This window comes from Streptomyces chlorus (assembly GCF_042655885.1).
Taxonomy (GTDB): Bacteria; Actinomycetota; Actinomycetes; order Streptomycetales; family Streptomycetaceae; genus Streptomyces; species Streptomyces chlorus.
On record NZ_JBHSOA010000003.1, the window covers coordinates 82907 to 108194 of the forward strand.

Genomic DNA, 25288 nt, shown 5'->3' on the forward strand with positions numbered 1-25288 from the left:
TCGTAGGCGGCACGTCTCCTGAGTGCCCAGGACAGTAAAAGTCTCCCACTCACTCGCATCGCCGGCATATCGGGCAGTCCACGGGATGGTGGTCCCGGCGTGAGAGCGCGCGAGCCCGACGGCCGTCGGCCACGTGCCGTGAGCGGTCACTCGGTCGAGTGAGGAGCGGGATTCATGTCGACGCTCACGCCCCGCCATGGCCGACGATCGCAGGCAGCCCGTCGCCTCACCCTCACGGCCGCGGTCCCCCGGAAGGGTCGTCATGCGCATCCTGCTCATCGCCGGCGCGTACAACAGCCTCACTCAGCGCGTGCACGCGGAGTTGCACGACCGTGGGCACGCCGTAGCCGTGGAGGTGACGTCCCGGGGCCCGGACGTGGTCGCCGCCGTCGGCCGGCACGGACCCGACCTGATCGTGGCGCCCATGCTGAAGACGGTCGTACCGCGAGAGGTGTGGGCGGCCAGGACCTGTCTGATCGTCCACCCCGGGCCCGTCGGGGACCGCGGACCGTCGTCCCTGGACTGGGCGCTCCACGAGGACGCCGGGGAGTGGGGCGTCACCGTCCTCCAGGCCGAGGAGGAGATGGACGCGGGGCCCGTCTGGGCCACGGTGACCTTTCCCGTGCCCCGGGTGGGCAAGAGCGACCTGTACCGCAACGAGCTGTCCGACGCGGCGCTCGACGCGGTGCTGACGGCCGTCGACCGGTTCGCGTCCGGCAGCTTCACCCCCCTCGACCAGCGCACCCTGCCGAGCACGCCGGGTGCCCGGGTCCGTCCCCCGATGCGCCAGGAGACACGCCGTATCGCGTGGGCCGACGACGCGACCGAGACGGTCCTGCGCAAGCTGCGCGCCGCCGACTCCCAGCCCGGCGTCCTGGACGAGCTGCTCGGCGGGCAGTGGTTCCTGCACGGCGGCCACGCCGAGCGCGACCTGCGCGGACGGCCCGGCGAACTGCTGGCGACCCGGGCGGGTGCGATCTGCCGGGCCACGACGGACGGCGCGGTCTGGATTCCCGAACTGCGGGCCCGTACCGGTGCCGGCGCACCGAGGGCCTGCAAGCTGCCCGCCGCCCGCGCCCTGGCCGGACGGCTGCCGCGGCTGCCGGACCTGCCCGCTCCCGTACTGCCCTGCGCGGACGACGCCGGCTGGTCGGACATCCGCTACCGGGAGGAGGGTCCGGTGGGAGTGCTGTCCTTCTCGTTCCCCGGCGGCGCGATGTCCACCGACCACTGCCGACGCCTGCTGGACGCCTACCGGGCGGCCTGCGACCGGCCCACCGCCGTGCTGGTGCTCGGCGGCGCCCGCGACTTCTTCTCCAACGGCATCCACCTCGGCGTCATCGAGGCGGCTGCGGACCCCGCCGCGGAGTCCTGGGCCAACATCAACGCCATGGACGACCTCGTCGAGGCCGTCCTGAACACCACCGACCGTCTCGTCGTCGGCGCGATCGGGGGCAACGCCGCCGCCGGCGGCGTCATGCTGGCACTGGCCGCCGACGAGGTGTGGTGCCGCTCCGGCTCCGTGCTCAACCCGCACTACCGGCGCATGGGCCTGTACGGATCCGAGTACTGGACGTACAGCCTGCCGCGCCGGGTCGGCGCCGCGACGGCCGAGCTGCTGACCCGGGAGGCGCTGCCGGTCAGCGGCGCCTCGGCCCGGGACATCGGCCTGGCCGACCGGTTGGTCGAGTGCCCTCCCGCCCGTTTCACCGCCGAGGTCACCCGGCTGGCCCAACTCTGGGCGGGCTCCCCCGGAGCACAGTCACGCCTCGCCGCGAAGAAGGCGGAGCACGAGCGCCGGGAGGCCGTCACCCCTCTGGCGGCGGTACGCGAGCGGGAACTCGCCCGCATGCACACAATTTTCTTCGAGCCCGACGCGCCGTACCACGCACTGCGCCGGGCGTTCGTGCGCAAGGAATCGGCTCCTGCGGACCCGGCCGCCACGCGTGCGGTGGCGGGCGAGCGGGCCGACGCTTAGCAAGGAACCGGGCCGATCAACCGGCTCTGTCGTATTCCTCCCCAGGAGGCGTTGATGAACGCAGCAACCCCGACCACGAGCGAGGAGCCCGAGACGTCCGGCGCAGTCGGCACGGACGAGAAGCCGATCCACATCCTCTGGATCAACGCCGGGCTGAGTTGCGACGGCGACTCGGTCGCCCTGACGGCGGCCATGCAGCCCAGCATCGAGGAGATCGCTCTGGGCGCCCTGCCCGGACTGCCGAAGATCGCCGTGCACTGGCCACTCATCGACTTCGAGTGCGGGCCGGTCGGTGGCGCGGACACGTTCATCGAATGGTTCTTCAAGGGTGAGCGCGGCGAGATCGACCCGTTCGTCCTCGTGATCGAGGGGTCCATCCCGAACGAGAAGATCAAGAAGGAGGGTTACTGGTGCGGCTTCGGGGACAACCCCGAGACGGGCCAGCCCATCACCACCAGCGAATGGATCGACCGGCTCGCTCCGAAGGCGCTGGCGGTCGTGGCCATCGGCACCTGCGCGACCTACGGCGGCATCCACGCCATGGCGGGGAACCCGACCGGCGCGATGGGCGTGCCCGACTACCTGGGCTGGGACTGGAAATCCCAGGCGGGCATTCCGATCGTCTGCGTGCCGGGCTGCCCCATCCAGCCCGACAACTTCGCCGAGACCCTCACGTACCTGCTCTACCAGGCCGCCGGATCCGCACCGATGATCCCGTTGGACGACAAGCTCCGCCCGACCTGGCTGTTCGGGGCCACCGTGCACGAGGGATGCGACCGCGCCGGCTATTACGAGCAGGGCGATTTCGCCACCTCCTACGACTCCCCCAAGTGCTCGGTGAAGCTCGGCTGCTGGGGCCCCGTCGTGAAGTGCAACGTGCCCAAGCGCGGCTGGATGAACGGCATCGGCGGCTGCCCGAACGTGGGCGGTATCTGCATCGCCTGCACCATGCCGGGCTTCCCCGACAAGTTCATGCCGTTCATGGACGAGCCCCCCGGCGCCAAGCTCTCCAGCACGGCCAGCGGCGCCTACGGGGCGGTCGTCCGCAAGCTGCGCGGCATCACCGCGCGGACCGTGGACAAGGAGCCCAAGTGGCGGCACACGGGCCGGAAGATCACCACCGGCTACCGGCCGCCGTGGTGAGCGCCCCTCCCCCGCTCCCCGCCCCGCCTGACGCAAGACCCGCTCACCGACCCGACCGACCGAAGGGCAGCACCCACACAATGGCGACCTCGACGACGACCGGTGACGGCACCGGCCTGGTGGAGATGGCATGGGACCCGATCACCCGGATCGTGGGCAGTCTCGGCATCCACACGAAGATCGACTTCAAGCAGAAGCGGGTCGCCGAGTGCTACAGCACCTCGTCGGTCTTCCGCGGCTACAGCGTCTTCATGCGCGGCAAGGACCCGCGCGACGCCCACTTCATCACCAGCCGTATCTGCGGCATCTGCGGTGACAACCACGCCACCTGCTCGGTGTACGCGCAGAACATGGCGTACGGGGTGAAGCCGCCGCACCTCGGCGAGTGGATCATCAACCTCGGCGAGTCCGCGGAGTACATGTTCGACCACAACATCTTCCAGGAGAACCTGGTGGGGGTCGACTACTGCGAGAAGATGGTCCGCGAGACCAATCCGGGGGTGCTCGAACTCGCCGAGCGCACCGAGGCGCCGCACGCGGCCGAGCACGGCTACCGCACCATCGCCGACATCATGCGCTCGCTCAACCCGCTGGAGGGCGAGTTCTACCGGGAGGCGCTGCAGGTCAGCCGGTACACGCGGGAGATGTTCTGTCTCATGGAGGGCCGCCACGTGCACCCCTCCACGCTGTACCCGGGCGGCGTCGGCACCATCGGTTCGGTCCAGCTGTTCACGGACTACATGAGCCGCCTCATGCGCTACGTCGAGTTCATGAAACGGGTCGTGCCGCTCCACGACGACCTGTTCGACTTCTTCTACGAGGCGCTGCCCGGCTACGAGGAGGTCGGCCGCCGGCGCGTGCTGCTCGGCTGCTGGGGCGCGCTCAACGACCCCGAGTACTGCGACTTCACCTACGCCAACATGACGGACTGGGGACGTCGCATGTTCGTCACCCCCGGCGTGATCGTGGACGGCAAGCTGGTCACCAACGACCTCACCGAGATCAACCTCGGCATCCGCATCCTGCTGGGCAGCTCGTACTACGAGGACTGGGCGGGCCAGGAGCAGTTCGTCACCCACGACCCGCTCGGCAACCCGGTCGACCCGCGCCACCCGTGGAACCAGCACACCATTCCCGCACCGCAGAAGCGGAACTTCGACGACAAGTACAGCTGGGTGATGTCACCCCGCTGGTTCGACGGCAAGGACCACCTGCCGCTCGACACGGGCGGCGGCCCCCTCGCCCGCCTGTGGTCCACGGCCCTGTCGGGGCTGGTCGACATCGGGTACGTCAAGGCGACCGGACACAGCGTCGTCATCAACCTGCCCCGCACGCTCACCAAGCCGGAGACCACCTTCGAGTGGAAGATCCCGCAGTGGAGCAACGCGCTGGAGCGCAACCGTGCCCGCACCTACTTCCAGGCCTACGCCGCCGCCGTCGCCCTGCACTGCGCGGAGAAGGGCCTCGCGGAGGTGCGCGCCGGACGCACCCGGACCTGGGAGAAGTTCGAGGTGCCGGACGAGTCCATCGGCGTCGGCTTCACCGAGGCGGTGCGCGGTGTCCTCTCCCACCACATGGTCATCCGGGACGGGAAGATCGCCAACTACCACCCGTACCCGCCGACGCCGTGGAACGCGTCCACCCGTGACACCTACGGCACCCCCGGCCCGTACGAGGACGCGGTGCAGAACACGCCGATCTTCGAGGAGAACACCCCCGAGAACTTCAAGGGCATCGACATCATGCGCACCGTGCGCAGCTTCGACCCGTGTCTGCCGTGCGGCGTCCACATGTACGTCGGCGACGGCAGGACCGTGAAGTCGATGCACGTACCCACCGGTCTGAGTGGTCTGGCCGGATGAGCGGGGTGCGAGGCGGGACGGACGCGGAGACGGCCGGACGGATGGTCGAGGAGACCCTCGACCGGCTCGCCGCCGCCGGCGACCGCGCGGCGTGCGAGGCCGCCGAGGAACTCGTGCGGGTCCTCATGGAGTTCTACGGTGCCGGATTCGCCCGCGCCCTGGACCTGCTCGGACGTGATCCGGACAGGCCGGTCCGGGAGGCGCGGGACGCCCTCTTCGGTGACGAACTCGTCGCGAGCCTTCTGGTCCTGCACCGGCTGCACCCGGACGACGTTCCCACCCGCATCACGCGGGCGCTGAACGCGGTCCCGCATCCCGTGGAGAGTGCCGGATTCGACCCGGCCACGGGCGAGTTGCGGCTGCGGCTCACCGGATCGGGCGGCGGCTGCGGCAGCACCCGTGAGGCCGTCGAGCAGACGGCGCGAGACGTCCTCGCCTGTTTCGCACCGGAGGTGACCGCGGTGGCGCTGGAGGCGGACGCGGAACGTGAACCGGTCCTCCTCCAGATCGGTGCGGGCCCGCCGGCCGCGTCCGGTACGAACGGCCGGCCGCCGGCCACCACCGCGCCGTGAGCGCGCCCCCGGCCGGACCTGAACGAACCCGGCAACCTCCCGCTTCCCAGGGGCTGTTCCGTTTCACCGGGCCCCGCCCGCCCCGCGAGGAACGCTGTGAGCTGTGCGCGGTGCCGCTGCCCGAAGAGCGTCACCGGCACCTCGTGGACGTCGAGAACCGTGCGCTGGCCTGCGCCTGCGACCCCTGCGCCCAGCTCCTGGACCGTACGGGCGCGCCGACGGGCCGCTTCCGCACGGTTCCCGGCCGCTACCTCAACGACCCTGCGCACCGCTTCGACGAGCAGACCTGGGAGCGGCTGCGCATCCCCGTCGGCGTCGTCTTCTTCTTCCGCAACTCCGCACTCGACCGCCTGGTCGCGCTCTATCCGAGCCCGGCCGGAGCGACCGAGAGCGAACTGGAGTCGGAGTCCTGGCAGTCCGTCCTGGACGCCTCGCCCCTGGCCGCAGTCCTCGAACCCGACGTGGAGGCACTGCTGCTGCGCCGCCATCAGGGGCGAGTGGAGTGCTACCTGGTGCCGATCGACATCTGCTACGAACTGGTGGGCCGTATGCGACTGACGTGGCAGGGCTTCGACGGGGGCGCGGAGGCGCGGGCCGACCTGGACGCCTTCTTCGCCCAGGTGCGGGGCCGGGCCCGTGCGTTCGGGGGTGACCGGTCGTGACCGGGTTCACCTTCACCTGCACCGGTGTGCGCGCCGATCCGTACGCCGCGGGCCCCACGCTCGTGTTCCGGCTGCGTATCACCGCCTCGCCGGGCACCCGGGTCCACGCGCTCGCGCTGCGCTGCCAGATCCGCATCGAGCCCGCGCGCCGGGGCTACGGCGACGCCGAGGCCGAGGCGCTGGCCGACCTGTTCGGGGAGCGGTCCCGCTGGGGCAGCAGCCTCCACCCCGTGCAGTTCGCCCACGTGCCCGTGATGGTCCAGGGGTTCACCGGCGAGACGGAGACCGACCTGGTGGTGCCCTGCACCTACGACATGGACATCGCCTCCTCCCGCTACTTCCACGCGCTGGAGGAGGGGGAGGTCCCGCTGCTGATGCTGTTCTCCGGTACGGCCTTCACCGGAGCCGGCGGCTTTCAGGTCGAGCCCGTCCCCTGGGACCGGGAGGCCACGGTCCGGATGCCGGTGAAGACCTGGCAGGAGATGGTCGAGCAGCATTTCCCGGGCTCGGGCTGGATCCGTCTGCCCCGGGATGCCATGGACGCGCTGCTCGCCTACCGGTCGCGGCAGGCGCTGCCCTCGTGGCAGGCGACCGTCGAACACCTTTTGCACACGGCCGGGGAGAGGACACCGTGACCACGACGACGTTCACTTCCCGGGCCGAGGCCCGGCTGGCGGTGGCACGCCACGTCGCCGACGCCGTGCTGTTCGAGGGGTACGTGCTCTACCCGTACCGTGCCTCGGCGGCCAAGAACCGGCTGCGCTGGCAGTTCGGCGTGCTCGTGCCGCCGTCCTGGACGGCGGCCGCCGCCGAGCACGACTTCCAGCACACCGAACTGCTGATGGAACCCCGTCGGGGCGCGACCCTCGCCGTCGAGGTGCGCTTCCTCCACGCCCAGCGGCGCACGGTCCAGCGCGCCCTGCCGGACGGCGGTTTCCAGACCGTAAGCGAACTGCCCCTGGACGACCGGGTGCTGGTGCCGTGGGACGAGGGCCACGAGGAGCGGGTCCGTCTGGCCGTCGGTGTGGACGAGCTGACAAGGACCGCTGCCGTGGTGCCCTTCGCCCGTCCCGCGGCCGAGGAGACCGAGCCCGTCACGGACGCCACGGGGGCGGTCGTGGGACGGCTGGTGCGGCGCCGTGAGGAGATCGACGGAGTCCTGCGCCTGTCGGCGAGCCCGCTGGACGGACCGTACGCCACGCAACGGCTGCGGGTGGTCGTGGAGAACACCAGCGACTGGCTGCCCGAGGAGGGGGCCGTCCGCGATGCGGCGCTGCCCCGTTCCCTGGTCGCCACCCACACACTGCTGTACCTGGACTCCGGGCAGTTCCTGTCGCTGACGGACCCGCCCCGGTGGGCCACGGGCGCCGTAGCGGCCTGCCGCAATCTGCACACCTGGCCCGTACCGGCCGGTGAGCCGGGCTCGCGTGACCTGGTGCTCTCCTCTCCGATCATCCTGGAGGACCATCCGGCCATCGCTCCGGAGAGTCCCGGCGCCCTGTACGACGCCACGGAGATCGACGAGATCCTCGCGCTGCGCACCGCCGCCCTCACCGACGAGGAGAAGCGCGAGGCCAGAGGCACCGACGACCGGGCCGCAGCGGTGATCGACCTCACCGACTCGATGCCGGCGGAGATGCTGGAGCGACTGCACGGCGCGGTACGGAGCCTGCGCGAGGTCACCGCGCCCGGGGTGCCCGCGCTGCGGTCACCGGCGCCGGACGTGCCGGGGTTCGGCGCCGGCGCCGGGGCGTCCGGCGTCTTCCGGGAGGACGGCTTCGTCCGGCAGGACACACCCTGGTGGGATCCGGGCGCGGACGCCTCCGTGGATCCCGCCCGTGATCACGTCCTGGTCGACGGACGGGAGGTGCGGGCGGGCAGCCGCGTCGTGCTGCGGCCCGGGCTGCGCCACTCCGACGCCCAGGACCTGTTCGTCGCCGGCCGGCGCGCCCTGGTCGAGGCGGTCCTGCACGATGTCGACGGCGGCGTGCACATCGCGGTCACCCTCGAGGACGACCCCGGCGCCGACATCCGCCGCGAACAGGGCCGGTATCTCTACTTCCAGCCCGACGAGGTCGACGTCGTGGACCGCGAGGAGACATCATGACCAGCGGCCCGGCACCCCGTCCTCGCACCCTGGTCGCCGGGGTGGGCAACATCTTCCTCGGCGACGACGGCTTCGGAGTGGAGGTTGCCCGCCGGCTGACCGAACAGGGGTGCCCCGCGGGCGTCGAAGTCGCCGACATCGGCATCCGCGGCGTCCATCTGGCGTACCGGCTCCTCGACGGCTACGACACGCTCGTCCTCCTCGACGCGACAGCACGCGGAGGGGAGCCCGGAACGCTGTACCTGATCGACGCCACGGAGCCCGCAGGCCGGCGGCCACCGGACGGTGTCGCCCTGGACGGCCACCGGATGTCGCCCGATGCCGTACTGGCCCTGCTGGACACCCTGTGCGCGGGCACCGGCGCGGTGCCACCGCGGCGCATCCTGGTGGTGGGCTGCGAACCCGCGACCGTCGAGGAGGGCATCGGCCTCAGCCCTCGGGTGGCCGACGCCGTGCCCGGGGCGGTGCGCATGGTCGGCGAACTGATCCGCGACGAAGCCGTCGTCTGACACGTACACGACGTCGTACGACCGAGCCCCCGTCGGTCGGCGAGAACACCCTCCGCCTCTTGGGAGAACACCATGAAGAAACGCCTCATCGGCGGTGCCACAGCCACCGTCACCGCAGCGGCACTGGCAGCACTCGTCGTGAACGTCTGGCCGGACGTCCGGCGTTATCTGCGCATCCGCAGGATGTGACACACCGGACCCCCGCTCGACGGCCCAATCGGCGTGCCCCGAAAGAGCTATGCGTCCGCCTCGTCCCGGCGCGCCGGTCGGACGGGCGACGCGAGCCCCCTCTACTGGACGGTACGACACAACCCCGGCCCAGGACGGAGAGGCGATGCACGAGATGTCCGTCGCCCTGTCGGTCGTGGACCAGGTCGAGCAGGCGGCACGGTCCCGCTCCGCGCGCGGCGTGCACCGGGTCCGTCTCGACATCGGCGAACTCGCCGGCGTCGTCCCCGACGCACTCGCCTTCTGCTTCGAACTCGCCTGTTCCGGGACCGTTCTTCAGGGCGCCGAACTCGTCACCGGGTTCGTTCCCGGCCGGGCGTCGTGCGCGCCGTGCGAGCGGACCTGGGACACCGGGATGCCCCCGGACATGATCTGCGCCTCCTGTCACGGGGGTGCCACCGAACTGCTGTCGGGCCGCGAGCTGAGGATCACCGAAGTGCACTGGGCCTCGGACTCCCCCGCCCCGGCCCCAGCCCCGGCAACCCTTCACGAGGAGAGCTGATGATGTGCCGCACAGTCGACCTCCGGCAGGCCGTGCTCGCCAAGAACACCATGGCGGCAGGCATCCTGCGCACCGAACTGTCGGCCCGGGGGACGACGGTGGTCAACCTCATGTCGAGCCCCGGCAGCGGCAAGACGGCCCTGCTGGAGCGTGAACTGCTGCTGGCGCGGGAGCGCGGCATCAAGGCCGCGGCCCTCACCGCGGACCTCGCCACCGAGAACGACGCCACCCGCCTGGCCCGTTCGGGCGTCCCGGTCAAGCAGGTACTCACCGACGGGCTGTGCCATCTGGAGGCGGACATGCTCGCCGGGCATCTGCACGACTGGCTGCCCGAGGACACCCGTCTGCTGTTCGTGGAGAACGTGGGCAATCTCGTCTGTCCGGCCTCCTACGACCTCGGCGAGTCGCTGCGCGTCGTCCTCGCCTCCGTCACCGAGGGCGAGGACAAGCCGCTCAAGTACCCCACCTCGTTCGGCCTCGCCCAGCTGGTGATGGTCACCAAGTCCGACCTCGCCGGGCCCGCCGAGTTCGACGAGGCCGCTTTCCGCGCCCACGTGGAGCGGGTGAATCCCGGCGTGGACGTGGTGCTCACCTCCGTACGCACCGGCGAGGGGGCCGGCGTCCTGGTCGACCGGGCGCTCGCGGCGGCCGCGGGAGACGCCGTTCACGCTCCGGTGATGGCCCGGGCGCAGGCGTGAGCACCCTCCCGCCCGCCGACGTGGCGGCCGCCGTGCGGCGCGCCCGTGTCGTCGTACGGGGCGTGGTGCAGGGGGTGGGGTTCCGCCCCTTCGTGTACGGGTTGGCCACGGATCTGCGGCTCACCGGGCATGTGACCAACACCGGCGACGGTGTGGTGGTGGAGGTCGAGGGCCCGCCCGTGGCCGTCGACCTGTTCTGTTCCCGTCTTCTTCCCGACGCTCCCCCACTGGCGGTGGTGGAATCGGTGGAGACGACCGGGATTCCCGTCGTCGAGGACAGCGGGTTCCGCATCGTCCCGTCCCGTGCCGGCGGCCCGGTCCGTACGCTCGTCCCGCCCGACACGGCGACCTGCGACGACTGCCTCGCCGAGCTGGGCGACCCCGCCGACCGGCGCCACCGGCACCCGTTCGTCACCTGTACGCACTGCGGGCCGCGTTTCACCATCGTCACCGGCCTGCCGTACGACCGTGAGCACACGACGATGGCGCGCTTCCCCCTGTGCCCCGACTGCGCCCGCGAGTACCACGATCCCGCCGACCGGCGGTTCCACGCGCAGCCCGTGGCCTGCCCGTCCTGCGGTCCGCGCCTGCGGCTCGTCACGGGTCCCGGTGTCGCCCCGCCTCCCGGTGACGACCCCGTCGCCGGGGCGCGCTCACTGCTCGCCGCCGGATCCGTCCTCGCCGTCAAGGGCATCGGCGGCTACCACCTGGCCTGTGACGCCACCCGGCCGGAGGCGGTCGCCGTACTCCGCCGCCGCAAGGCCCGCGGGGACAAGCCGTTCGCGCTGATGGCCGCGCACGTGCGGGACATCGAGCACCTGGTGCACATGAATGCCGCGGAACGGGAGTTGCTCACCGGGCGGGTGCGGCCCGTCGTCCTGATGCGACGGCGCACCGGCGTCCGGGGCGCACCCCGCATGCTCGTTCCCGCCGACGCCGTCGCGCCGGGCAGCCCCGATCTCGGCATCATGCTGCCGTACACCCCGGTGCATCACCTGCTGCTGGGGACGGCGGACACGGCGGCACCCGCGGACGCGCCGCGTCTGCTGGTGATGACGAGCGGCAACGTGTCGGGGGAACCCATCGTCACGGACGACGAGGACGCCCTGGAACGGCTGGCCACTCTGGCCGACGCCTGGCTCACGCACGACCGCCCCATCCATGTGCCGTGCGACGACTCCGTGGTCCGCGTCTGTGACGGCGAGCCGCTGGTGCTGCGCCGCTCACGCGGCTATGCGCCGCTCCCGGTCCCCCTGCCCATGCCGGTGGTCCCCGCGCTCGCGGTCGGCGGCGATCTGAAGAACGCCTTCTGCCTCGCGGACGGCGACAGGGCCTGGCTGTCCGCCCATGTCGGGGACATGGACGACCTGGCCACGCAGCGGGCGTTCGACCGTGCCGAGCGGCAGTTGGAGTCGGTGACCGGTGTGCGTCCGACGGTGCTGGTCACCGACGGCCACCCCGGATACCGGTCGGGTGCGTGGGCGCGGCGGCACGCCGAGGGCCGCCCGGTGGTCCGGGTCCAGCACCATCACGCGCACATCGCCGCCGTACTGGCCGAGCACGGTGTGGCGGCCGGTGACCGGGTGATCGGGGTGGCCTACGACGGCACCGGGTACGGGGACGACGGTGCTGTGTGGGGCGGTGAGTTCCTGGTCGCGGACTACGACGGGTTCCAGCGGTTCGCGCATCTGGCCTACGTACCGCTGCCCGGCGGCGACGCGGCGGTGCGGCGGCCGTACCGCATGGCCCTGGCGCATCTGCACGCGGCGGGCATCGCCGCCGCCCCCGACCTGCCGTGCACGGTTGCCTGCCCGCCCGCTGAACTTACTGTCCTGGGTGCCCAGTTGGCGCAAGGGATGAACTGTGTGCCGACGTCCAGCATGGGCCGGCTCTTCGACGCCGTCGCGTCGCTGGCGGGGGTCTGCCAGCACGCGGGATACGAGGCGCAGGCGGCGATCGAACTGGAGGCGGCGGCGGTGGCCGCCGGTGACGTGGCCGACGACCCGCGCTACGTCTTTTGCCTGGAGGGGCATCCGGAGCCGGGTTCCGCGCCGCTCGCCGCCGCCCCGGGGCCCCTGCTGGCCGCGGTCGTCGAGGACGTACGGCGGGGCGTGCCCGTGGGCGTGATCGCCGCTCGCTTCCATCTCGCCGTCGCCCGCCTGGTGCGGACGGTGTGTGCCGCGGCCAGTGGGGCCACCGGTCTGCGGACGGTTGCGCTGACCGGCGGCGTGTTCTCCAACACGCTGCTCTCCTCGGTCTGCGCCCGCGACCTGCGCGCGGACGGTTTCACCGTGCTGCGCCACCGCGAAGTCCCGCCGAACGACGGCGGACTGGCCCTCGGACAGATGGTGGTGGGCGCTCGGGCGCGAGCCGGGACCGGGTGACGGGCGCGAGTCCCGAACCACGAGCCACGAGCTACGAGCTACGAGCTACGAGCTACGAGCTACGAGCTACGAGCTACGAGCTACGAGCTACGACAAGTGAGGAGATACGTATGTGCCTGGCGGTCCCCGGCAGAGTGCTGAGCGTCGAGGAACGGGACGGCACCCGGATGGCCACCGTCGACTTCGGCGGAGTGGTCAAGGAGGTGTGCCTGGAGTACCTGCCCGACCTGCGGGTCGGCGAGTACGCCATCGTCCATGTCGGCTTCGCCCTGCAGCGGCTGGACGAGGAGTCGGCCCACCGGACCCTGGAGCTGTTCGAGAACCTCGGCATGCTGCAGGAGGAGTTCGGCGATCCATGGGAGCAGGCCGCCCAGGCCGGCGGCAGTGACGGCCTCGGCCGGGAGGTGCAACGATGAAGTACATCGACGAGTTCCAGGACCCCGCGCTGGCGGCGCGACTGCTCGACGACATCAGGGCGACGGTGACCAGGCCGTGGGCGCTGATGGAGGTGTGCGGCGGCCAGACCCACAGCATCATCCGGCATGGCATCGACCAACTGCTGCCCGATGAATTGGAGTTGATTCACGGGCCGGGTTGCCCGGTGTGTGTGACGCCGCTGGAGGTGATCGACAAGGCGCTGGCGATCGCCTCGCGGCCGGAGGTGATCTTCTGCTCCTTCGGCGACATGCTCCGAGTCCCGGGCACGGGTCGTGACCTGTTCCAGGTCCGGGCCGAAGGCGGTGACGTGCGCGTCGTGTACTCCCCGCTCGACGCGCTCCGGCTTGCGGAGGAGAACCCTGACCGGGAGGTCGTGTTCTTCGGCATCGGCTTCGAGACCACGGCACCGCCCAACGCGATGACGGTGCATCAGGCCCGCAAGCGCGGCATCCGCAACTTCAGCCTGCTCGTCTCGCACGTCCGGGTCCCGCCCGCGATCGAGGCGATCATGCAGTCGCCGGACTGCCGGGTGCAGGGGTTCCTGGCGGCCGGCCATGTGTGCAGCGTGATGGGAACGGCCGAGTACCCGGCGCTCGCCGAGCGCTTCCGGGTGCCCATCGTGGTGACCGGGTTCGAGCCGCTGGACGTCCTGGAAGGCGTACGGCGGACCGTGCGACAGCTGGAACGGGGGGAGCACACGGTCGACAACGCCTACCCGCGGGCGGTCCCGTCCGGGGGCAACCCCGCCGCGCGGGCCATGCTGGACGACGTCTTCGAGGTCGCCGATCGCGCCTGGCGCGGTATCGGCGTCATCCCGGACAGCGGCTGGCGCCTGTCGGCGCGCTACCGGGACCACGACGCCGAGCACCGCTTCCAGGTCGGGGACATCGCCACGCTCGAACCGGCCGAGTGCCGCAGCGGAGAGGTGCTCCAGGGGTTGCTGAAGCCGCACGAGTGCGAGGCGTTCGGGACGACGTGCACCCCGCGCACGCCGCTCGGCGCCACCATGGTCTCCAGTGAGGGTGCCTGCGCCGCGTACTACCTGTACCGGCGACTGGACCTGCCGGCCCGTCCCGGCTCCCGCTGGACGCCGGCCGCCGCACCGACGGCCGGCGGCACGGCGGCCGTGACGGTCCCGAGCCGGGAGGACAGTTCCGTTGTCTGACACCACCGCACGCCCGGACCTGCTCTCCTGGACCTGCCCGGCGCCGGTGCGCGACCGGCCGCGCGTGGTGATGGGCCACGGCGGGGGCGGCGCCATGTCCGCCGAGTTGATCGAGCAGGTCGTCCTTCCGGGGCTCGGCAGGCCCGTGCGGGCTGCGCTGACCGACTCCGCCGTGGTCGAACTCGGCGGTGCACGGCTCGCGTTCTCCACCGACTCCTTCGTCGTCCGGCCGTTGTTCTTCCCCGGGGGGAGCATCGGTGACCTCGCCGTCAACGGCACCGTCAACGACCTGGCCATGAGCGGGGCCCGGGCGGCCTTCCTGTCGTGCGGCCTGATCCTGGAGGAGGGGGTCGAACTCGACACCGTCTCCCGCGTGGCCGAGGCGCTCGGTGCCGCCGCCCGGACGGCCGGGGTACGCGTGGTCACGGGCGACACCAAGGTCGTGGAGGCCGGGCACGGCGACGGGGTCTACATCAACACCGCGGGCATCGGCCTGATCCCCGCGGGGGTCGACCTGCGCCCGGAGCGGGTGACTCCCGGCGATGTCGTCGTGGTCAGCGGCGCCATCGGCGTCCATGGCGTGGCCATCATGAGCGAGCGCGAGAACCTGCGGTTCGAGGTGGAGATCGAGAGCGACTGCGCGGCGCTCGGCGGGCTCGTCGACGCGATGCTGTCCGTCACCTCCGATCTGCATGTGCTGCGCGATCCGACCCGCGGCGGCCTGGCCGCCTCGCTCAACGAGATCGCCGCGGCCTCGGGGTGCGGGGTCGTCGTCCAGGAACGCGCCGTTCCGGTGCCGCAGCCCGTGGCCGGTGCCTGCGCCATGCTGGGGCTCGACCCGATGTACGTGGCCAACGAGGGCAAGCTTGTCGCCTTCGTGCCCCGGGAGCACGCCGACGCGGTCCTGGCCGCGATGAGGGCACACCCCCTCGGTTGTGAGGCCGCGATCATCGGTGAGGCGGTCACGGACCATCCGGGCATGGTCGTCGCGCGGACCGGACTCGGCGGCACGCGCGTGGTGGACATGCCGATGGGGGAACAGCTCCCGCGGATCTGCTGACCGCACCGACCGGCCCCCGCTCCTCACGACTCGTGACGGGCGGGGGCCGGACCGGCGCCTGTGACCCCTTCCCGTCGGCGGTACTGCCGTCGCGGGCCTCCGTCGTTTCTCCGCTCACGCGTCCCGACCGACAATGATGTGGATGACGGCCTCAGGCGGACAGGGGCCGTCCCTCCATCGGTCCTGCGCCGTCAGCAGAGAGGAACCACCACGATGAGCCACCAGAAGGTGCGCGACGTGATGAGCGGCGCGGTCGTCCGGATCCAGGGCGCAACGCCGTTCAAGGAGATCGCGCACCTGCTGCTCGAGTACGACATCACAGCCGTTCCCGTCGTGGACGCCGACGACCGCCCGGTGGGTGTGGTGTCCGAGGCGGATCTGCTGCACAAGATGTGGGGCCGGCAGGAGGGCGAGGCCGGCGGGCCGGGCGTGGTGCCCCAGCCGGAGAAGGCGTGGGCCACCGACGCCGCCGGGCTGATGACGTCGCCCGCGCTGTGTGCCGCCGAGGACTGGAGCGTGGTGGACGCCGCCCGGATGATGGCGCAGCACGGGATCAAGCGGCTGCTGGTGGTCGATTCGGCGGGGCGGCTGAGGGGTGTGGTGAGCAGGAGCGACCTGCTGCGCGTCTTCGTGCGCGAGGATCGGGCGATCCGTACGGAGATCGTCGAGGATGTGCTGGTGCGGGCGCTCGGCGAGGCACCCTCGGCGGTCGAGGTGAATGTGACGCACGGTCACGTCAGCCTCATCGGGCAGCTGTCGTCCCGGGCGATGGCCGAGGAACTCGAGGAGCTGTGCCGCAACGTCGACGGAGTCGTCGACGTGGAGTTCCGTACGGTGCCCGGGGCCGGCGCAGACGGCGGCCCGGCGCGGGCGGGCTGACCGCGGCGGCCCGGTGGGGCCGGGCAGGGCTCGCCGCGGCCGGCCCCGGTACCGGAAGCCGGAAGGGGCCGTCGCGTGACGGGCCGGCCCCGGTGCGGTCGCTTGTCGGCTGTGGTCCGTCAGGGGTGCTGTGCGGCGATCATCCGCCGGTACCAGTGGTAGCTGTCCTTCGGGATGCGCCGCCGGCTGTCGTAGTCGACGCGGACGATGCCGAAGCGCTTGCCGTAGCCGTAGGCCCACTCGAAGTTGTCGAGCAGGGACCAGACGTAGTAACCGCGTACGTCGACGCCCCGGTCCATCGTGGCGCGCAGGGCGGTGAGGTGGTCGCACAGGTAGGCCACGCGGTCGGGGTCGTGGACGGCGCCGCCGGTGACCCGGTCGTCCTCGGCGGAGCCGTTCTCGGTGATGTGGAGGGGCGGCAGCGCGGCCCCGTACTGCTCCTTGAGGTCCACCAGCAGGTCGGTGAGGATGTGGGGCACCACCGGCCGGCCCATCGCGGTGTGACGCACACCGGGTGTCGGGGCCTCCTCGTACCGGTTGTCGGTGGCCGCGCGCCGGGCGGGGTCGCTCTCGCGGTACGGGGCGTCGGCGACGGTGATGGGGCGGTAGTAGTTGATGCCGAGGAAGTCCAGTGGCTGCGAGATCAGTTCCAGGTCACCGTCGCGGCGGAAGTCCTGGCCGGTGATCAGCTCACCCCAGGTGTCCTGTTCGGTGCCGGGTAGCGGCCGGCCAGGACGGGGTCGGTCCACATCAGGTTGTGCAGGGTGTCGGCGCGGACGACGGCGACCAGGTCGGCGACGGCGGCGAAGGATGCGACGGCTCTGCGGGGACGGCTCCGACCACGCTGTGCGGCGACCGGGGAATGTGCTGTCACGGTGGGTGCCCTTGGGTGGGACCGGCTCAGCGTTCTGCCGGGCCGGGCGGCTCGTGGGAGGGGTACGGCCGAGGAGGGATCCGAGCTGGTGAAGCGCTTCGACGACTGGTCGGCCCTACTCGTGGGAAAATCGGCCCTGAGGTCGGGTGCAATTTGTTTTTCCTGACTACCAACACGTCAGCGGAAGCCGGTCGCGCTAGCCCCCAGCGGTGCGATCTTCCTGCACCAGAGCGTGACAGAAACCTTTGAACCTGCCATAGTTCCTGGTCAAATACCGCTTTCCTCCCGCCATCGCCCCCTCTCCCATCGAGGAAGATCATGAAGTTCACCGACGGCTTCTGGCGCATCCGCGACGGCGTCCGGATCTCGTACGCCACCGAGGTACGTGAGGTGCGCCCGGAATCGAAGCGCTTCACCACCTATGCCTCCGTACGGAAGGTGGCACGGAGGGGCGACACCCTCAACGCGCCGCTCGTCACGGTCGAGTGCTTCTCCCCCGCCGAGGGCGTGGTCGGTGTCCGCGTCACCCATCACGCGGGCAAGCGACGGCCGGGGCCCGACTTCGCCCTGGGCGGCGACGCCGACGGCGTCGGGACGGTACGCCAGGACGGCCCGGTCACCGAGCTGACCAGCGGACCGCTGACGCTCCGCCTCGACGGGTCCGGCCCCTTCGCGCTCACCTTCCACGATGCCGACGGGCGCGAACTGACCCGTGCGGACGCCAGGAACACCGCTTTCGTCACCACCGGCCACGGGGCGCAGCACCACATGCTGACCCGGCTGGCACTGGGTGTCGGGGAACAGGTCTACGGCCTCGGCGAGCGCTTCACCCCGTTCGTCAAGAACGGCCAGACGGTCGACGTGTGGCAGGCCGACGGCGGCACCAGCAGCGAGCAGTCCTACAAGAACATCCCGTTCTACCTGTCGTCCCGCGGTTACGGCGTCTTCGTCAACCACCCCGGTGCGGTGTCCTTCGAGGTCGGCTCGGAGTCGGTCGGCCAGGTGCAGTTCAGCGTCGAGGACCAGTCGCTGGAGTACTACGTCGTCGCCGGCCCCACCCCGAAGGACGTCCTCACCCGTTACACGGCCCTCACCGGCCGTCCCGCCCTGCCGCCGGCCTGGTCGTTCGGCCTGTGGCTCAGCACCTCGTTCACCACGTCGTACGACGAGGAGACGGTGACGTCGTTCGTGGACGGCATGGCCGACCGCGGCATCCCGCTCACGGTGTTCCACTTCGACTGCTTCTGGATGCGCGAGTACCAGTGGTGCGACTTCCAGTGGGATCCCGACGTCTTCCCGGACCCGGACGGCATGCTGGCCCGGCTCAAGGAGAAGGGCCTGCGGATCAGCGCCTGGATCAACCCGTACATCGCGCAGAAGTCGCCGCTCTTCGACGAGGCCGCCGCCCTCGGGCACCTGGTGCGCCGGGCCGACGGCGACGTGTGGCAGTGGGACCTGTGGCAGGCCGGCATGGGCCTGGTCGACTTCACCAGCCCCGAGGCGCGGGCCTGGTTCCAGTCGAAGCTGAAGCCCCTGCTCGACCAGGGCGTGGACTGTTTCAAGACGGACTTCGGCGAGCGCATCCCCACCGACGTGGTCTGGCACGACGGCTCGGACCCCGAGCGGATGCACAACTACTACACGCAGCTCTACAACCGGACGGTGTTCGAGCTTCTCGAGAAGGAGCGCGGGCAGGGCGAGGCCGTGCTCTTCGCCCGGTCCGCGACCGCCGGCGGGCAGCAGTACCCGGTGCACTGGGGCGGCGACTGCTGGTCGTCCTTCGAGGCGATGGCCGAGTCGCTGCGGGGCGGTCTGTCGCTGTCGCTGAGCGGGTTCGGTTTCTGGAGTCACGACATCGGCGGTTTCGAGGGCACGCCGGACCCCTCGGTGTTCAAGCGCTGGCTCGCCTTCGGCCTGTTGTCCTCGCACAGCCGGCTGCACGGTTCCACGTCGTACCGGGTGCCGTGGGAGTTCGGCGACGAGGCGGTGGACGTCGCCCGGCGGTTCACCCTGCTCAAGCACCGGCTGATGCCCTACCTGTACGGCGCCGCCGTCGAGGCGCACGACGCCGGGGTGCCGATGATGCGGCCGATGGTGCTGGAGTTCCCGGACGACCTGTCGTGCCGTCAGCTGGACCGCCAGTACATGCTGGGCCCGGATCTGCTCGTCGCCCCGGTGTTCGACACCGGCGGTGAGGTGGAGGTGTACCTGCCGGAGGGCACGTGGACCCACCTGCTGAGCGGCGAGACGGTCACCGGCCCGCGTTGGCGCACCGAACGGCACGGCTACGACAGCCTCCCGCTGTACGTCAGGGAGGGCGCCGTGCTGCCGCTGACCGCCGACGACGCGCGGCCGGACGGCGACTGGCTGGACGCGCCGGTCCTGCTCGTCCACCCGCCCGCCTCGCCCCGCTACGAGGCCGAGGTCACCGTGCCCGACACGATGGGCGCGCGGGCCGCGTCCTTCCGGGTCGTGCGCGACGGCGACGTCCTGCGGGTCACCGCGTCGGGCACCGAACGGCCGTTCACGGTGCGTGTCGCGGGCGGGCCGGAGGCCCGGGGAGCGGGCGAGGTGACGGTGCCGCTGGGGTGACGGGGGCCGGGGTTCTGGCCCTGCGGGAAGACCGTTGGCGTCCTGCCCGCCCGAAAGAGGTCCTCGGGCGGGGCGGGGCGGGTCCGGCGCGGGCCGGGCGGGGGTCAGCGGAGCTGGGCGACGCCCGCGTAGATGCCGCTGTCCTCGGGTGCCGGGGCCGGGGCCCCTTGGAACCACTCCGTGGTGGTGACCAGGCCCGGCTCCACCAGGTCCAGGCCGTCGAAGAAGCGGGCGACTTCGGGTCGGGTGCGGAAGCCGAGGCGGATGCCGGCACGGGCGTACTCGGCGGTGACCTGGGCGGCCGGTTCCGCGTGGAGGTCGGACGCCACGTGCGACAGCACCAGGTAGCTGCCCGGTGGGAGTGCGGAGAGCAACTCGCCGACAATGGCACGGGGTTCCTGGTCGTCGGGGATGAAGTGCAGGAGGGCGATCAGGGACAGTGCGACCGGACGGTCGAAGTCGAGGACGGTCCGGGCGTGGTCGATGATCTTCCCGGGATTGCGCACATCGGCCTGGAAGTAGTCCGTGGCGCCCTCGGGACTGCTGATCAGCAGGGCTTCCGCGTGCCGCAGAACAATGGGGTCGTTGTCGGTGTAGACGACCTTCGCGGCCGGGACGACGGCCTGCACGATCTGGTGCAGGTTCGGCTCGGTGGGGATGCCGGTGCCGACGTCGAGGAACTGGTCGACGCCCTGCCCGGCGAGCCAGGCCGCGGCCCGGTGCATGAACCGGCGGTTCTGCCGGGCGGCGTCCCGCGCCTGGGGCGGCAGCTTCTCGCCGACGGCTTCGTCCACGGGGTAATTGTCCTTCCCGTCGAGCAACCAGTCGTAGACCCGCGCGGGGTGTGCCCTGCTGGTGTCGATCTGCGGATGGCTGGACCTGCCGGCCGGCATGACGAACTCCGTCCCACGGTGGATCACGGCTGCTGACGATCAACGAGTGTTGCACATCAACACGCAAGCAGACAGGGCGAGTTGAGCCAGATCACGGGCTGCTTCAGCTGCTCGCCCACCCCTTCGTCGCCGGCGCCCGTCGCCGATCCGCGCGACGACCGTGCCGGTCGTGCGCCCCGTGTCGCGCAGAACGAGCGCGGCCTCGTCGCGCCACCGGTCGACGGCGCAGCGACGGCCGGGCGGGAGCAGTTCCGGTGAACCCGGCCGTGCCGCCCGGTCGTTGGCGTCGGCCGGCCGGTCCGCCCCGGAGCGTGACCGCAGTTCGCCGCTCCGGCGGGCGTCCCACAGGTGGCGGTGCGGATCGAGGCGGAAGCGCGGGCTCGGACACGGGTGCGGATGGTGACGGGCGTCGGCCCGGAGCCGGCGGCCGTCCCACAGCTCCGGGCCGAACCGCCGGCCACCGTCCGCCCAGGCGGGCGGAGTCCGGACCACGAGGTGCACCGGACCGGACCCGGTGTCGGCCCCGGGGCCGTCACTGCCACCACCGACGCTCCTGTCGTACCGGGCCAGGGCGATGGTCGGGCCCGGACGCAACAGTCCGTCGGGGGGCGATCCGCGGCAACTGCCGGCACAGCAGGCCGGGTACCAAGTGGCTTAGGTCGGACCGGACTTCGGCCACGAGGGCCCGGCCATGGGCGCGGGCCAGGGACCGCAGGTCCAGGTCGACGTCGACGCCCGCGGCGGCGCAGGCCCCCACCCGGTCGCCCACGCGCCGGCGGGCGGTCGCGGTCTCGATCATGGAGGGCGGCACGGCGAACTTCCGCACGCGCAGCCAGGGAAAAAGACGGGTGTCCCCGTTCGCGGTCGGTGTGAGCATCAGCGCTCACCTTGCGCGGACGGAACCCCCGTTCCCCGAACGAAGTGAGTGTTCATCACCAGGAGCACAACTCTCCCGCCCCCACGGGCCCAGCGATTGCTCTCCGCCCCCACTCGGCGGCCCTGCGAGCCCATAACCCCGTTCGTCGGCAGTGGAGTTGGTTCACGTGACGCGATCACGACGCCTGGCCGACCCGAACTTTGACAGGCTGTTAAGCCGGTCGTGGTGTGAATGCGCGGACGACATGGGCATCTTCTTGTCATGAACCTGCGGCCCGGTGGTCGGGTCACAGTCTCGTGGAGGTATGGGATGCACCGCAAGTTCGCCACTGCCCTGGCCACGACGGCTCTCGCCGCCGTCGGTGTCCTGGGTACCGCCACAGCCGCCGAGGCCGCTCCCGCCGACAAGGCGCAGGTCCTCACCGGCTGGACGCAGACCAGCGCGTCGAGCTACAACCAGTGGGTCGCCGCGCGCTCCAACCAGGCCGCCTGGGCCGCCTACGGGTTCAACTGGAGCACCGACTACTGTTCCACGTCCCCCGACAACCCGTTCGGCTTCCCCTTCGCGACATCCTGCGCACGCCACGACTTCGGTTACCGCAACTACAAGGCGGCCGGCTCCTTCGACGCCAACAAGGCACGCCTCGACAGCGCCTTCTACGAAGACCTGAAGCGCGTCTGCACCGGCTACACCGGGGCCACGAAGACCGCCTGCAACAGCACCGCGTGGACGTACTACCAGGCGGTCAGGGCCTTCGGCTGACCGTTCCCGCCCGGACCGGCCGGGTGCCGTCGGTTGCCCCAAGGGGCCGGCGGCACCCCGCTTCCGTTACCGCCGGCTGCGCACGAGCACGTACAGGAAGTACGGCGTGCCGATGACGGCCGTCATGAGGCCGACGCCCGGTTGGGCCGGTGCGATCACGGTGCGGCCCAACAGATCGGCGGTGCACACCAGTACGGCGCCGAGCAGCACCGCGACCGGGAGGACGCGGGTGTGCCGGCGCCCTACGAGGGCCCGTGCCGCGTGCGGGGCCACCAGGCCCACGAAGCCGATGGGGCCTGCGAGGGTGACGGCCGCCGCGGAGAGCAGCGTCGCCGGCACCACGGCGGTGACGCGGGTCGCCCGCACCGGGACGCCCGGTCCGAGCGCCGCGTCGTCGCCGAGGGCGAGGGCGTCGACCCGGCGGGCGACAAGCAGCAGGACGACCAGGCCGACGACCGTGACGGGCAGCATCTGGAGCACGCCGTCGAGGCCGTTCTGGGCGATGCCGCCCTGGTTCCCTCGGTCTGCTGCCCGCCCGCACCCTGCGCAACGGCTGACCGCCGACAGCGGCGCACCGGGCCGGGTCAGAACAGGTGCTCCTGCTCGGCGGGCGTGCCGCCGCGCGGGGGCCGGCGCGGGCCGGGGCGCCGGGCCGGTGCCTCCTCGCCGAACAGGGGCACCGTGCCGTACGCGTCGGGTTCCGCCGGGACCACGACGGGTCCGGTGCCCACGTTCAGGCACAGCGGAGCGTCCCGGTCGAAATCTCCTGGCGTCATGTCCGTCCAGTCGCATTCCTGACGCTCACTCACCGACGCTCCGCTCCCCCGTCCGGGCTTTCAGTCCCCTCATTGTTCCCGTACCCGGGCCGGGTGTCAGTCCTCGTCGCGGGTCTCGGTGACATGCCCGCCGACGTGCTCGGCGACGGCTGCCGACAGCAGCGCGGACCGCAGTCCCGGGAACCGGGCGTCGAGGCTGTCGCGGCGCAGGGTGACGAAGCAGCGGGTGCTCTCCTGCCGGGGCCGCGTGATCCCCTCCCCGCCGGACAGCACCCGGACGGTGCCGAGCCGCGTCGGATCGCCGGGCGCGCCCAGGACACGCGGCAGGGCGGTGCCGCTCTCGGCGGGTGAGGAGGCGTGGTCCTGCATACGACCAGGTTATCGCTCGTTCGCCGCCTCTCGAACGCCGCCTCCGCGGCCCCGCCGCATCCCCGCAGGCCCTCTCCTCGCGGGCCTTCTCCGACTTCTCGCGGGCCTCTCCGACAGAGAGACGTACGTCACATCCCGGGTCCTGTCACACCTCGGCGGGCTGTCCCGTCAGGAGTACGTAACCGCAATCGCGACCCAGGAGATCACCATGGATGCCCGTCTCGACTTCTTCGGCAACGCACTCGGCGCCAAGGTGCTGAGGCACATCAACTCGGCGGGCAAGGCGGCGTCCGAATCGGGCCTGCCGCACGCCACCCAGGAACTGGTGAAGATCCGCGCCAGCCAGATCAACGGCTGCGGCTTCTGCACCGACATGCACACCAAGGACGCCGCCCACGCCGGCGAGACCGCCCAGCGCCTCCACCTCGTCGCCGCCTGGCGCGAGGCCACCGTCTTCACCGAGGCCGAACGCGCCGCACTCGAACTCGCCGAACAGGGCACCCGTATCGCCGACGCCGCCGGCGGCGTCACCGACGAGGTATGGGCCGACGCGGCCAAGCACTACGACGAGGACCAACTCGTCGCGCTCATCTCCCTCATCGCAGTCATCAACACCTACAACCGCATCAACGTCATCAACCAGCAGCCCGCCGGCGACTACCAGCCCGGCCAGTTCGGCTGACGGGTGTCCGCCCGCTCCGGCCCGGTCGGGGCCGGAGCGGCAACAGCCTCATCGAGCTGCTGGTGTACGGCCGGGCCACCGGGCAGGCGACCGCCGCCCACTCACAGGGCCTGACCGCGCAGCCGCGGTCGGCGGCCGCCGTGGCCCGCGCGGAGGTCGACAGCCTGCTCGCCGCGGACGGTCCGGAGAGCGTCCGCGCCCTCCAGCGCGCCATCCGCACCGCCATGACCGAGCACGCGGGCGTGGTGCGCGACGAGGAGGACCTGCGCACGGGACCGACGGAGCTGCCCGCGACCGAGAAGCGCACGGAGGACATCGGCGTCCACCTCGTCCTCGCCGGTCACCAGGATCTCGCGCACGCCTTCGACCTCATGGCCGCCGCCCTCGCCGCGCGGGCCACCCTCGAGGCGGCGCTCGAGCGCCGCGAAATCCGGGGCTGCCCACAACCGCAGCGACTATCCGGACACGGACCCGGAGCTGCGGGTCCACCTCGTCCGGTCCCCGACGACGGGCATCACCCGCGAGAGCGTCCCGCCCGTGCCCGACCAGATCTCCTCCCTGATGCGGGAGGTCTCCACCGAGGGCAAGCTCGTCGAGCGACCACCGGGCTCCGGTCCGGGACCCGGCTCGGAGCCCCGGCGCCCCACCCCAGGGGGCGCGCCGCCTAGCGTGCGCGCCCCCTGGGGTGGGACGTGGTGGGTGCCCCCCGGTCCGACGTCCTGGGATCTCAGCGGCTCAGGACTCCGCGCGCCGGGGCAGGCGCCAGCCGGGGCGGACGAAGTGGCAGGTGTAGCCGTCCGGGTACCGCTGGAGGTAGTCCTGGTGCTCGGGCTCGGCCAGCCAGAACGGGCCGGCCGGTGCGACCTCGGTGACCACGGGCCCCGGCCACAGACCCGACGCGTCGACGTCGGCGATCGTCTCCTCGGCGACGCGCTTCTGCTCGTCGTCGAAGTAGAAGATGGCGGAGCGGTAGCTCAGCCCGATGTCGTTGCCCTGCCGGTTCTTCGTGCTCGGGTCGTGGATCTGGAAGAAGTACTCCAGGATCGTGCGGTAGTCGGTGACCGCCGGGTCGTAGGTGATCTCGATCGACTCGGCGTGGGTGCCGTGGTTGCGGTACGTGGCGTTGGGGACGTCGCCGCCGCTGTAGCCGACGCGTGTGCTCAGGACGCCCGGGAACGTGCGGATCAGCTCCTCCATGCCCCAGAAACAGCCGCCCGCCAGCAGCGCCTTCTCCTCGGTCCTCGTCATCGTCTCTCACCCTTCTCCCGCATCCTTC

24 protein-coding genes and 3 pseudogenes are annotated in these 25288 nt (G+C 71.6%); 20 read left to right on the forward strand and 7 right to left on the reverse strand.

The window, feature by feature from the left end; all coding sequences use genetic code 11:
* Positions 1–262 precede the first annotated feature (262 nt).
* From ACFPZI_RS00755 to ACFPZI_RS00830, 16 genes are all read left to right on the forward strand, one after another.
* Entirely contained in the window at positions 263–1978 is a 1716-nt protein-coding gene (locus ACFPZI_RS00755) for a hydrogenase maturation protein (protein ID WP_381356680.1), read from the forward strand.
* A gap of 54 nt (positions 1979–2032) precedes the next feature.
* Positions 2033–3121 (forward strand): NADH-quinone oxidoreductase subunit B family protein, encoded by a 1089-nt coding sequence (locus ACFPZI_RS00760; protein WP_381356683.1) that lies wholly within the window; start codon positions 2033–2035, stop codon positions 3119–3121.
* An 80-nt stretch (positions 3122–3201) separates the two neighbouring features.
* Positions 3202–4983: a nickel-dependent hydrogenase large subunit gene (locus ACFPZI_RS00765; protein WP_381356686.1), complete on the forward strand. Its 1782-nt coding sequence runs from the start codon at positions 3202–3204 to the stop codon at positions 4981–4983.
* Entirely contained in the window at positions 4980–5555 is a 576-nt protein-coding gene (locus tag ACFPZI_RS00770; protein ID WP_381356688.1) for a hypothetical protein, read from the forward strand. Before ACFPZI_RS00765 ends, ACFPZI_RS00770 begins: the two co-directional genes overlap by 4 nt.
* Entirely contained in the window at positions 5552–6217 is a 666-nt protein-coding gene (locus ACFPZI_RS00775; protein ID WP_381356690.1) for a DUF5947 family protein, read from the forward strand. The genes ACFPZI_RS00770 and ACFPZI_RS00775 overlap by 4 nt, the downstream gene beginning before the upstream one ends.
* The gene (locus ACFPZI_RS00780; RefSeq protein ID WP_381356693.1) at positions 6214–6852 is read left to right on the forward strand and encodes a DUF6084 family protein; all 639 of its coding nucleotides are present in this window, start codon (positions 6214–6216) and stop codon (positions 6850–6852) included. Before ACFPZI_RS00775 ends, ACFPZI_RS00780 begins: the two co-directional genes overlap by 4 nt.
* Positions 6849–8324: a hypothetical protein gene (locus tag ACFPZI_RS00785; RefSeq protein ID WP_381356696.1), complete on the forward strand. Its 1476-nt coding sequence runs from the start codon at positions 6849–6851 to the stop codon at positions 8322–8324. The genes ACFPZI_RS00780 and ACFPZI_RS00785 overlap by 4 nt, the downstream gene beginning before the upstream one ends.
* A complete protein-coding gene (locus ACFPZI_RS00790) occupies positions 8321–8833 on the forward strand; it encodes a hydrogenase maturation protease (RefSeq protein ID WP_381356698.1) in 513 nt (170 codons plus the stop codon). Before ACFPZI_RS00785 ends, ACFPZI_RS00790 begins: the two co-directional genes overlap by 4 nt.
* A gap of 72 nt (positions 8834–8905) precedes the next feature.
* The gene (locus tag ACFPZI_RS00795; RefSeq protein ID WP_381356701.1) at positions 8906–9022 is read left to right on the forward strand and encodes a DUF6893 family small protein; all 117 of its coding nucleotides are present in this window, start codon (positions 8906–8908) and stop codon (positions 9020–9022) included.
* Between the two features lie 145 nt (positions 9023–9167).
* Positions 9168–9563, forward strand: a complete 396-nt coding sequence (locus tag ACFPZI_RS00800) for a hydrogenase maturation nickel metallochaperone HypA/HybF (protein WP_381356704.1) — start codon at positions 9168–9170, stop codon at positions 9561–9563.
* A gap of 2 nt (positions 9564–9565) precedes the next feature.
* Positions 9566–10261, forward strand: coding sequence for a hydrogenase nickel incorporation protein HypB (gene hypB, locus ACFPZI_RS00805; protein ID WP_381357353.1), 696 nt, complete (start codon positions 9566–9568; stop codon positions 10259–10261).
* Positions 10258–12645 (forward strand): carbamoyltransferase HypF, encoded by a 2388-nt coding sequence (gene hypF, locus ACFPZI_RS00810; protein ID WP_381356707.1) that lies wholly within the window; start codon positions 10258–10260, stop codon positions 12643–12645. Before hypB ends, hypF begins: the two co-directional genes overlap by 4 nt.
* A 110-nt stretch (positions 12646–12755) precedes the next feature.
* A complete protein-coding gene (locus tag ACFPZI_RS00815) occupies positions 12756–13061 on the forward strand; it encodes a HypC/HybG/HupF family hydrogenase formation chaperone (RefSeq protein ID WP_381356710.1) in 306 nt (101 codons plus the stop codon).
* Positions 13058–14248: a hydrogenase formation protein HypD gene (hypD, locus tag ACFPZI_RS00820; protein WP_381356713.1), complete on the forward strand. Its 1191-nt coding sequence runs from the start codon at positions 13058–13060 to the stop codon at positions 14246–14248. The genes ACFPZI_RS00815 and hypD overlap by 4 nt, the downstream gene beginning before the upstream one ends.
* Positions 14241–15308, forward strand: a complete 1068-nt coding sequence (gene hypE / locus ACFPZI_RS00825; RefSeq protein WP_381356715.1) for a hydrogenase expression/formation protein HypE — start codon at positions 14241–14243, stop codon at positions 15306–15308. Before hypD ends, hypE begins: the two co-directional genes overlap by 8 nt.
* Positions 15309–15521: 213 nt before the next feature.
* Positions 15522–16187 (forward strand): CBS domain-containing protein, encoded by a 666-nt coding sequence (locus tag ACFPZI_RS00830; RefSeq protein WP_381356718.1) that lies wholly within the window; start codon positions 15522–15524, stop codon positions 16185–16187.
* A 119-nt stretch (positions 16188–16306) separates the two neighbouring features.
* Here ACFPZI_RS00830 and ACFPZI_RS00835 read toward each other — a convergent pair.
* Positions 16307–16983: pseudogene (locus tag ACFPZI_RS00835) on the reverse strand (family 1 glycosylhydrolase); the annotation flags it as partial.
* A 396-nt stretch (positions 16984–17379) separates the two neighbouring features.
* Between ACFPZI_RS00835 and yicI the strand changes: the two are divergent.
* Positions 17380–19653, forward strand: coding sequence for an alpha-xylosidase (yicI, locus tag ACFPZI_RS00840; protein ID WP_381356721.1), 2274 nt, complete (start codon positions 17380–17382; stop codon positions 19651–19653).
* A 104-nt stretch (positions 19654–19757) separates the two neighbouring features.
* On the opposite strand, the gene ACFPZI_RS00845 is transcribed toward yicI, so the two are convergent.
* Together ACFPZI_RS00845 and ACFPZI_RS00850 are read right to left on the reverse strand one after the other, a co-directional pair.
* A complete protein-coding gene (locus ACFPZI_RS00845; RefSeq protein ID WP_381356724.1) occupies positions 19758–20546 on the reverse strand; it encodes an SAM-dependent methyltransferase in 789 nt (262 codons plus the stop codon).
* Positions 20547–20675: 129 nt separating this feature from the next.
* Positions 20676–21423 (reverse strand): annotated as a pseudogene (locus ACFPZI_RS00850) (hypothetical protein); the annotation flags it as partial.
* A 309-nt stretch (positions 21424–21732) separates the two neighbouring features.
* Between ACFPZI_RS00850 and ACFPZI_RS00855 the strand changes: the two are divergent.
* Entirely contained in the window at positions 21733–22185 is a 453-nt protein-coding gene (locus tag ACFPZI_RS00855) for a phospholipase (RefSeq protein WP_381356726.1), read from the forward strand.
* Between the two features lie 66 nt (positions 22186–22251).
* Here the strand turns inward: ACFPZI_RS00855 and ACFPZI_RS00860 are convergent, their stop codons facing one another.
* The 3 genes from ACFPZI_RS00860 to ACFPZI_RS00870 all read right to left on the reverse strand — a co-directional run bounded on the left by ACFPZI_RS00860 (position 22252) and on the right by ACFPZI_RS00870 (position 23330).
* Positions 22252–22773 (reverse strand): FecCD family ABC transporter permease, encoded by a 522-nt coding sequence (locus ACFPZI_RS00860; protein WP_381357356.1) that lies wholly within the window; start codon positions 22771–22773, stop codon positions 22252–22254.
* Positions 22770–22994, reverse strand: coding sequence for a hypothetical protein (locus tag ACFPZI_RS00865; RefSeq protein WP_381356729.1), 225 nt, complete (start codon positions 22992–22994; stop codon positions 22770–22772). Before ACFPZI_RS00865 ends, ACFPZI_RS00860 begins: the two co-directional genes overlap by 4 nt.
* A 63-nt stretch (positions 22995–23057) precedes the next feature.
* Positions 23058–23330: a transcriptional regulator gene (locus ACFPZI_RS00870; protein WP_381356732.1), complete on the reverse strand. Its 273-nt coding sequence runs from the start codon at positions 23328–23330 to the stop codon at positions 23058–23060.
* Positions 23331–23538: 208 nt separating this feature from the next.
* On the opposite strand from ACFPZI_RS00870, the gene ACFPZI_RS00875 reads away from it, so the two are divergent.
* Entirely contained in the window at positions 23539–24012 is a 474-nt protein-coding gene (locus ACFPZI_RS00875) for a carboxymuconolactone decarboxylase family protein (protein WP_381356734.1), read from the forward strand.
* 38 nt (positions 24013–24050) lie between these two features.
* Positions 24051–24609: pseudogene (locus tag ACFPZI_RS00880) on the forward strand (succinate dehydrogenase); the annotation flags it as partial.
* 138 nt (positions 24610–24747) lie between these two features.
* Here the strand turns inward: ACFPZI_RS00880 and msrA are convergent.
* Positions 24748–25260 carry a peptide-methionine (S)-S-oxide reductase MsrA gene (msrA, locus tag ACFPZI_RS00885; RefSeq protein ID WP_381356737.1) on the reverse strand — a complete coding sequence of 171 codons (513 nt, stop codon included), beginning with the start codon at positions 25258–25260 and terminating at the stop codon, positions 24748–24750.
* Positions 25261–25288: the final 28 nt, after the last annotated feature.